This window comes from Mycobacterium sp. 852002-51057_SCH5723018 (assembly GCF_001667035.1).
Lineage (GTDB): Bacteria > Actinomycetota > Actinomycetes > Mycobacteriales > Mycobacteriaceae > Mycobacterium.
Genome location: NZ_LZIR01000040.1, coordinates 143,701 through 152,103, shown reverse-complemented (window position 1 = coordinate 152,103; position 8,403 = coordinate 143,701). Strand labels below are relative to the sequence as shown.

The following is an 8,403-nucleotide window of genomic DNA, read 5'->3' as shown; positions in this document are numbered from 1 at the left end:
CGGGCTGGCCGCCGTCCCGTCAGCACCATTGCCGATCAGCGGGCGTCCCAGCAGCGTCTGGGTCGGCGCGTTGATCGCGCCAAGCACGTCCTGCTCCAGTGTCTGCAACGGCGACGCGTTGGCGGCCTCGGTCGCCGCATACGACAGGCCCGCGCCGCTCAGCGCTTGCACGAACTGGTCGTGAAACGCCGAAGCCCGCGCGCTGAGCGCCTGATACGCCTGCCCGTACTCACCGAACAGCGCCGAGATCGCAACCGACACCTCGTCGGAGGCCGCCGCCTGTATTTGGGCCGTCGGGGCCAGCGCCGCGTTCGCGGCGCTTATCGCCGACCTGATACCGGCTAGATCCGTCGCTGCCGCCGTCATACTTTCCGGCGTTGCGAGCACAACTGACATGGCGGGCCCCCCATCGACGCGGGAAGCTTATCCGTCCGCCCTCGGCGTGCGGGCCGTTTAGTACAAATCACATGTTTTCAGCGGCATTTGGTGATTGCAATCCAATTGCTTGCGTGATCCCGCTTGGTGCCCAACGCGCAACACAGCAGCGGGTTAGAGAGAGTGTTTGTGGGGTCGGCGGAGCTCCGGGGGCGGACACGGGCACGCATGTGGCGGCGGTGCCCGCACAGTCCGTAGCCTGTCGGTCATGCGACTAGGGCGATCAGGGCGCTCCGTGCGGGGCGTGCTCGCCGCGCTCGGCGCGGTCGTGCTGGTCGCCGGCGGCTGCGCACGGTTCAATGACGCCCAGTCGCAGCCGTTCACCACCAATCCCGAACTCAAGCCGCAGCCGAGCTCGACGCCTCCCCCGCCGCCTCCGCTGCCGCCCACCCCCTTTCCGAAGGCGTGCCCGGCCCCCGGCGTGATGCAGGGCTGCCTGGAGAGCACCAGCGGCCTGATCATGGGCACCGACAGCAAAACCGCGTTGGTCGCCGAACGCACCACCGGCGCCGTCAAGGAGATCTCCGTCAGCGCCGAGCCGAAGGTGAAGATGGTGATTCCGGTCGACCCGTCCGGCGACGGCGGCCTGATGGACATCGTGCTCTCGCCGACCTACACGCAGGACCGGCTGATGTACGCCTACATCAGCACGCCGACCGACAACCGGGTGATCCGCATCGCCGACGGCGACATCCCCAAGGACATCCTGACCGGAATCCCGAAGGGGGCCACCGGCAACACCGGCGCGTTGATCTTCACCAGCCCCACCACGCTGGTCGTGATGACCGGTGACGCGGGGAACCCGGCCGCGGCCGCCGACCCGAAGTCGTTGGCCGGCAAGGTGCTGCGCATCGAGCAGCCGACCACCATCGGTCAGGCGCCGCCGACGACGGCGCTATCCGGGGTCGGGTCTGGCGGCGGGCTGTGCATCGACCCGGTCGATGGGTCGCTGTATGTCGCCGACCGCACCCCCACCGCGGACCGGTTGCAGCGCATCACCAAAACCTCGGACGTCTCGACGGTGTGGACGTGGCCGGACAAGCCGGGGGTGGCCGGGTGCGCGGCGATGGACGGCACCGTGTTGGTCAACCTGATCAACACCAAGCTGACGGTGGCGCTGCGGCTGGCACCGTCGACGGGCGCCGTCACCGGTGAGCCCGAGGTCGTGCGCAAGGACACCCACGCCCACGCGTGGGCGTTGCGGATGTCCCCTGACGGAAACGTCTGGGGCGCAACGGTTAACAAGACGGCCGGGGATGCCGAGAAGCTCGACGACGTGGTGTTCCCGCTCTTCCCGCAGGGCGGCGGATTCCCGCGCAACAACGACGACAAGACCTAGCGCGTCACAGGCCGCCGAGTGTGAACCTCAGGCCGTATTTGCGCGGCTCGCCGGACGGCTTGTGCAAGACGAACCGCTCCGCCGCCTCGTGGCCGGGTTCGAGGTCGTCGAGGTCGGAAAGGTAAAGCACATCGTCGTGGGACTCCGGAACCCATCCGGCAACGGGTTCCACAATGTAGGCCACGTGATCTCCGATATCGATCCAATGCGCAGTCCTCCCGACGAACCACGCGATGGCCTCATCGAGAATCGGCATCCCATTGGGGCCGCCGCGCCACGAGCAGCGACCGAATTTGTCTGCCTCGTCGTCCGTTTCGCCGTCGAACAGCTCGGCCAGGGCAACGTTGTGGTGCGGCAGCACGTGCACCGCCAGGTGCTCGGATCGGCGCGCCGCAACGCAGGTGCCGCTGCCGCGGGGAAGCACGACCATAAAGCTCGGGGGCTGCACGCTGGTCTGCGTGGCGAAACTGATCAGACAACCCGACGGTTGATCATCGGCCTGGGTGGTTACGACGAGAACCGGACTGTCCAGCATCGCCATCAAGTCGTTGAACACATGACCATCATGGATCCGCACGACCTTTCCAACGCTGTTTACGTGCGATCGGTCGGCCCGGTCAGCCCTGACCGCAGGCGGTCAGGACGAGTTCACGCACCCGCGCCGCGTCGGCCTGTCCGCGGGTGGCCTTCATCACCGCACCGACGATGGCGCCGGCGGCGGCCACCTTGCCACCGCGGATCTTGTCGGCCACATCGGGATTGGCGGCCAAGGCTTCGTCCACGGCGGCCTGCGTCAGGGAGTCGTCGCGCAGCAGTTCCAGGCCGCGGGCGGTCATCACCTCTTGTGGCTCACCTTCGCCGCCCAGCACACCCTCCACCACCTGGCGCGCCAGCTTGATGGACAGCCTGCCCTCGTCGACCAGGGCGATCACCGCGGCGACCTGAGCGGGCGTAATGGCCAGCTCGTCCAGCGCGACGTTCGCCTGGTTGGCCTTCTGCACCAGGAAGTTTCCCCACCAGGCCCGCGCCTGCTCGCTGGGCGCGCCGTGCTTGACGGTCTCGATGACCAGGTCGACGGCGCCGGCGTTGACCAGGTCGCGCATGACCTCGTCGGACACACCCCATTCCTGCTGAATCCGCTTGCGGGTCAACCACGGTAGCTCGGGGATGGTCTCCCGCAACCGCTCGACCCACTCGCGGCTGGGCGCGACGGGTTCCAGGTCGGGTTCGGGGAAGTAGCGATAGTCCTCGGCGGTTTCCTTGGTGCGGCCCGGGCTGGTGTACCCCGACTCGTGAAAGTGCCTGGTTTCCTGGGTGATTCGACCACCCGCCGTCAGCACGGCGGCCTGGCGCTGCATCTCGTAACGGACGGCGACCTCGACGCTTCGCAGCGAGTTGACGTTCTTTGTCTCGGTGCGGGTCCCGAACTCGGCGGCGCCCTTGGGCATCAGCGACACGTTGGCGTCACAGCGCATCGACCCTTGGTCCATCCGCACATCGGATACGCCCAAGGCGCGCAACATGTCTCGCAACGCGGTCACGTAGGCGCGGGCGATCTGCGGTGCTCGGGCCCCCGCACCCACGATGGGCTTGGTGACGATCTCGATCAGGGGCACGCCGGCGCGGTTGTAGTCGATCAGCGACGTCGTCGCGCCGTGGATGCGACCGGTCTCGCTACCCAGGTGGGTGAGCTTGCCGGTGTCCTCCTCCATGTGTGCCCGCTCGATCTCCACCCGCCAGGTGCTGCCGTCCTCCAGGGGCGCCTCGAGGTAGCCATTGATGGCGATCGGCTCGTCGTACTGCGAGATCTGATAGTTCTTCGGCATGTCCGGGTAGAAATAGTTCTTCCGCGCGAAGCGACACCACGGCACGATCTCGCAGTCCAGCGCCAGCCCGATCCGGATCGCCGACTCCACCGCGGCCTGGTTGAGCACCGGCAGCGAGCCCGGCAACCCCAGGCACACCGGGCACACTTGGGTGTTGGGTTCGGCGCCGAAGGTGGTGGCGCAGCCGCAGAACATCTTGGTCACAGTGGACAGCTCGACGTGCACCTCGAGGCCTAGCACCGGATCAAAGCGCGCGACGACCTCGTCGTACTCCAGCAGTTCGGGCCCGGCGGCAACACTCATGCCGTCGATCCTAACGAGCGTCGCTGATCTCCGACCCGCGTGGCGCCCGCCGGGCCCCGAACCGCAAGTTTTCCTGCCCGGCCCGCGGGCCGAACATGTCGGCGATCGCACTCGCCATCTCCAGGTAGGCGCGCCTGCTTTCCCTACTCATTCGATCCAGCCCGATCTCTTTGCCGTCATGCACATGCCGGTCAAAGGGCAGCACCACGCTGGCGGCGACGCGGGCGGACAACTCATCGAGTTCCTTGGCGGCCAGGACGCCGACCTTGCCCGGCTGGACGTGGTTTATCACCAGCACCGTGGACTCCATCAGTCGCTGATACCCGTTGTTGTGCAACAGATCCAGGGCGGTCCTGGTCTTGCGTATCGCGTCGATAGAGGTGCTGGTGACCACCACCAGGGCCCGCGCCTCGGGCAGGACGGCGTCCATCACGGCCGAATTGACCGCCTTGACGCAGTCCACCAACACAACCGAATAGTGTTTGCGCAGAATCGAAAACACTTTGACGACGTCGCGACGCTCCAGCCGCCAATTGGTGCGGGCATAGTCGGGCAGGCCCAGCACCTCCAGCCCGAAGCTGTTCATGTAGGTGTGCGCCCGAACCTGCGAATAGTGCGCGACCGAGTCGTCCGAGAGCAGGTCGGCGATGCTCAGCGGGTTGCGGCGGCCGTGGCGTTCCGCCAAGTCCCCGGCGTCGAGGTCGACGGCGATCACCCGGTCGTCGCGCACCGCGGCGAAGGTCGAGCCGAGAGCCTCGACCACCACGGTCTTGCCCACCCCGCCTTTCAGGTTGAGCACCGCGATGGGAAACGCACCACCGATCGGGGTGCGGATGCGCTCCCGCAGGTCGTGTTCGTATGCCGCGTCCCTGCCGGGGCCGAGGTCGATGCCGGTGAGGCGGCGGAGCCTTTCCCGCCAGCTGGACGTTGCCGAGTCCTTCAGCTCCGGCTGGTCGAGGCCGTCGAGAGCTGTCCCACCCAGCGTCGGCTCCCGCCGAAACGGCGACACGACCCGTGGTACCGGGGCCGGGGCGGTCTGGGGAGCCGAAGCCGGCCCGGACGGCTGACGCGCGGCCGCGGCCGGGCGATAGGGCTCGGGCACCGTGGCCGGAGTCGGGTTGGCGTCGCCGCGCCAGCGTGGTGGCGGTGCGTGACGATCCGGCGATCGAGATGGCCTTGCCGGCGCGGCGGGCGGCTGAACTACTCCGCGAAGTGAACCGCGGTTGCTCATGCCTCACGGTATAACCGCTTCGAACTGGCAGAAAACCAGGAACGTCGCGCCGGCGGGGCGTGAGCTGGGGAATCCGACGGCAAATTCAGCCGGTCGTCGAGTCGGTGCTACCGGATGTTTGCAAACCCGTCGCCGGGGCGAAACGGGTCGCCACCAGTTAGCCCGCGGCGATCGCGAGGGCGGCGCAGCCGGGCGAAGCGGCTCGCCAGTTAGCCCGTGGCGATCGCGAGGGCGGCGCAGCCGGGCGAAACGGGTCGCCACCAGTTAGCCCGCGGCGATCGCGAGGGCGGCGCAGCCGGGCGAAGCGGGTCGCCAGTTAGCCCGTGGCGATCGCGAGGGCGGCGCAGCCGGGCGAAGCGGGTCGCCACCATTTAGCCGAAGAACGCGACCGCGTCGTCGTAACGGCTGTCGGGCACCAGCTTGAGCCGGCGCGTCGCGTCCGCCAGCGGCACCCGGCCGATGTCCTGACCGCGCAGCGACACCATCTGGCCGTACTCGCCCGCGTGCGCGGCGTCGGCCGCGTTGACGCCGAAGCGGGTGGCCAGCACCCGGTCGTAGGCCGTCGGCGTCCCGCCCCGCTGGACGTGGCCGAGCACGGTCACCCGGACCTCCTTGTTGATCCGCTTTTCCACCTCGGCGCCCAGCTGCGCGGCCACCCCGGTGAAACGCTCGTGGCCGAACTCGTCAATTCCGCCTTCGCGCAAGGTGATTGAGCCCGCGACGGGCTTGGCGCCCTCGGCCACCACGCAGATGAAGTGCGAATCCCCGCGCTGGAAGCGCCGTTTGACGAGCCGGCACACCTCCTCGACGTCGAACGGCTGCTCGGGGATCAGCGTCATGTGCGCGCCCGACGCCAGCCCGGCGTTCAGCGCGATCCACCCCGCGTGCCGGCCCATCACCTCGACCAGCATCACCCGCTGGTGGGATTCGGCGGTGCTGTGCAACCGGTCGATGGCATCGGTGGCGACCGTCAGCGCGGTGTCGTGGCCGAAAGTAACATCGGTGCAATCGATGTCATTGTCGATGGTCTTCGGCACACCAATCACCGGAACGTTCTCCTCCGACAGCCAATGCGCGGCGGTCAGCGTGCCCTCGCCGCCGATCGGGATCAGCACGTCGATGCCGTTGTCGTCCAGGGTCTGCTTGATCTGGTCCAGCCCGGCCCGCAGCTTGTCGGGGTGCACCCGGGCGGTGCCCAGCATCGTTCCGCCCTTGGCCAGCAGCCGGTCGTTGCGGTCGTCGTTGTGCAGCTGCAGACGCCGGTTCTCCAGCAACCCGCGCCACCCGTCCTGGAAGCCGACCACCGACGAGCCGTACCGGGCGTCGCAGGTGCGCACAATCGCCCGGATGACGGCGTTCAGGCCGGGGCAATCGCCGCCTCCGGTGAGAATTCCGATCCGCATCCCTTCATCTTGCCCGCGGGAGGCGGTCTACGGCGCGCGGTTGACCGCTAAACAGTGGGAGCCGAAGGCAGCGGGCCGCGGGCGGCCTCGTAGGCGGCGGCCACCCGGTAAAGCCGGTCGTCGGCCAGCGCGGGGGCCATGATCTGCAACCCGACCGGCAGCCCGTCGTCCGGCGACAGCCCCGAAGGCACCGACATGCCGCAGTGGCCGGCCAGGTTCAGCGGCAGCGTGCACAGGTCGAACAGGTACATCGCCAGCGGGTCGTCGACCTTTTCACCCAGACCGAAGGCGGTGGTCGGCGTCGTGGGCGACACCAGTACGTCGACGGATTGATAGGCCTCATCGAGGTCGCGGGCGATCAGCGTGCGGACCTTCTGCGCCTGGTTGTAGTAGGCGTCGTAGTAACCGGCCGACAGCGCGTAGGTGCCGATCATGATGCGCCGCTTGACCTCCGGGCCGAACCCGGCGGCCCGGGTCAGCGCCATCACTTCCTCGGCGCTGTGCGTGCCGTCGTCACCGACCCGCAGCCCGTAGCGCATCGCGTCGAAGCGGGCCAGGTTGCTCGAGACCTCCGACGGCAGGATCAGGTAGTAGGCGGCCAGCGCGTGATCGAAATGGGGGCAATCGACTTCGCTGACCTCGGCGCCCAACTCGGTCAACTGCTCGACGGCCGCCTCGAACGACGCCAGCACCCCCGGCTGGTAGCCCTCGCCGCGCAGCTGCCGCACCACCCCGATGCGCACGCCGCGCAGGTCACCGGCCGCCCCGGCACGGGCGGCGCCGACGACGTCGGGCACCTCGGCGTCCACGGAGGTGGAGTCGCGGCCGTCGTGCCCGGCGATCACCTGGTGCAGCAGCGCGGTGTCGAGCACGGTGCGCGCGCACGGGCCGCCCTGGTCCAGCGACGACGCGCAGGCGACCAGCCCGTAGCGCGACACCGTGCCGTAGGTGGGTTTGACCCCCACGGTCGCGGTCAGCGCGGCCGGCTGGCGGATGGAGCCCCCGGTGTCGGTCCCGATGGCCAGCGGCGCCTGGAAGGCGGCCAGCGCCGCCGCGCTGCCACCGCCCGAGCCGCCGGGCACCCGGTCGAGGTCCCACGGGTTGCGGGTGGGGCCGTAGGCAGAGTTCTCCGTCGAGCTGCCCATCGCGAACTCGTCCATGTTCGTCTTGCCCAGGATCGGGATGCCCGCGGCGCGCAGCCGGGCGGTGACGGTGGCGTCGTACGGCGAACGCCAGCCCTCGAGGATCTTGGAACCGCAGGTGGTGGGCATGTCGGTGGTGGTGAACACGTCCTTGAGCGCCAGCGGGACCCCGGCCAGCGCCGACGGCAGCCGCTCGCCGGCGGCCACGGCGTCGTCGACCGCGGCCGCCGCCGCCAGCGCCTCGTCGGCCGCCACATGCAGAAAGGCGTGGTAGCGGTCGTCGGTCGCCTCGATCTGGTCCAGGCAGGCCCGGGTGACTTCGGTGGACGACAGCTCCTTGGCGGCGATCTTGGCGGCCAGCGTCGCGGCGTCGGCTCGCAGCACGTCGTCGCGGTGCGCGGTCACTGGGCGTCTCCGAGGATCTGCGGGACGGCGAAGCGCCCGTCGACGGCCTTGGGCGCCTCGGCCAGGGCCTCCTGCTGCGTCAGGCACGGTGTCATCTCGTCGGGGCGTGTGACGTTTACATCCTTCAGCGGGTTGTCGGTGGCTTCGACGCCGGTAACGTCGACCGCCTGGATCTGGCTGACGTGGGTCAGGATGGCGTCGAGTTGGCCGGCGTAGCTGTCCAGCTCGGCATCGGTCAACGCCAGCCGGGCCAGCCGGGCAAGGTGCGCCACCTCGTCGCGGGAGATCTGAGACACGACCCGAAAGCCTACCTAGCCGG

General features: G+C 68.9%; 8 protein-coding genes. 1 reads left to right on the top strand and 7 read right to left on the bottom strand.

Annotated features, from left to right (window positions below; all coding sequences use genetic code 11):
- The coding region (locus A5764_RS09875) for a PE family protein (RefSeq protein ID WP_156664597.1) at nucleotides 1-396 on the bottom strand (396 nt) is incomplete at its 3' end.
- 247 nt (nucleotides 397-643) lie between these two features.
- Between A5764_RS09875 and A5764_RS09870 the strand changes: the two genes are divergently transcribed.
- The gene (locus A5764_RS09870) at nucleotides 644-1,774 is read left to right on the top strand and encodes a PQQ-dependent sugar dehydrogenase (RefSeq protein ID WP_082951617.1); all 1,131 of its coding nucleotides are present in this window, start codon (nucleotides 644-646) and stop codon (nucleotides 1,772-1,774) included.
- Nucleotides 1,775-1,778: 4 nt separating this feature from the next.
- On the opposite strand, the gene A5764_RS09865 is transcribed toward A5764_RS09870, so the two are convergent.
- From A5764_RS09865 to gatC, 6 genes are all read right to left on the bottom strand, one after another.
- Nucleotides 1,779-2,315 carry a flavin reductase family protein gene (locus A5764_RS09865; protein ID WP_067112357.1) on the bottom strand — a complete coding sequence of 179 codons (537 nt, stop codon included), beginning with the start codon at nucleotides 2,313-2,315 and terminating at the stop codon, nucleotides 1,779-1,781.
- A 76-nt stretch (nucleotides 2,316-2,391) separates the two neighbouring features.
- Nucleotides 2,392-3,903, bottom strand: a complete 1,512-nt coding sequence (gene gatB, locus A5764_RS09860) for an Asp-tRNA(Asn)/Glu-tRNA(Gln) amidotransferase subunit GatB (RefSeq protein WP_067112285.1) — start codon at nucleotides 3,901-3,903, stop codon at nucleotides 2,392-2,394.
- A gap of 10 nt (nucleotides 3,904-3,913) precedes the next feature.
- A complete protein-coding gene (locus A5764_RS09855) occupies nucleotides 3,914-5,005 on the bottom strand; it encodes a MinD/ParA family protein (protein ID WP_231989663.1) in 1,092 nt (363 codons plus the stop codon).
- Nucleotides 5,006-5,505: 500 nt separating this feature from the next.
- Nucleotides 5,506-6,537, bottom strand: coding sequence for an ATP-dependent 6-phosphofructokinase (locus tag A5764_RS09850; protein ID WP_067112282.1), 1,032 nt, complete (start codon nucleotides 6,535-6,537; stop codon nucleotides 5,506-5,508).
- Between the two features lie 47 nt (nucleotides 6,538-6,584).
- Nucleotides 6,585-8,084 carry an Asp-tRNA(Asn)/Glu-tRNA(Gln) amidotransferase subunit GatA gene (gatA, locus tag A5764_RS09845; protein WP_067112280.1) on the bottom strand — a complete coding sequence of 500 codons (1,500 nt, stop codon included), beginning with the start codon at nucleotides 8,082-8,084 and terminating at the stop codon, nucleotides 6,585-6,587.
- Nucleotides 8,081-8,380, bottom strand: coding sequence for an Asp-tRNA(Asn)/Glu-tRNA(Gln) amidotransferase subunit GatC (gatC, locus tag A5764_RS09840; protein WP_067112277.1), 300 nt, complete (start codon nucleotides 8,378-8,380; stop codon nucleotides 8,081-8,083). The genes gatA and gatC overlap by 4 nt, the downstream gene beginning before the upstream one ends.
- Nucleotides 8,381-8,403: the final 23 nt, after the last annotated feature.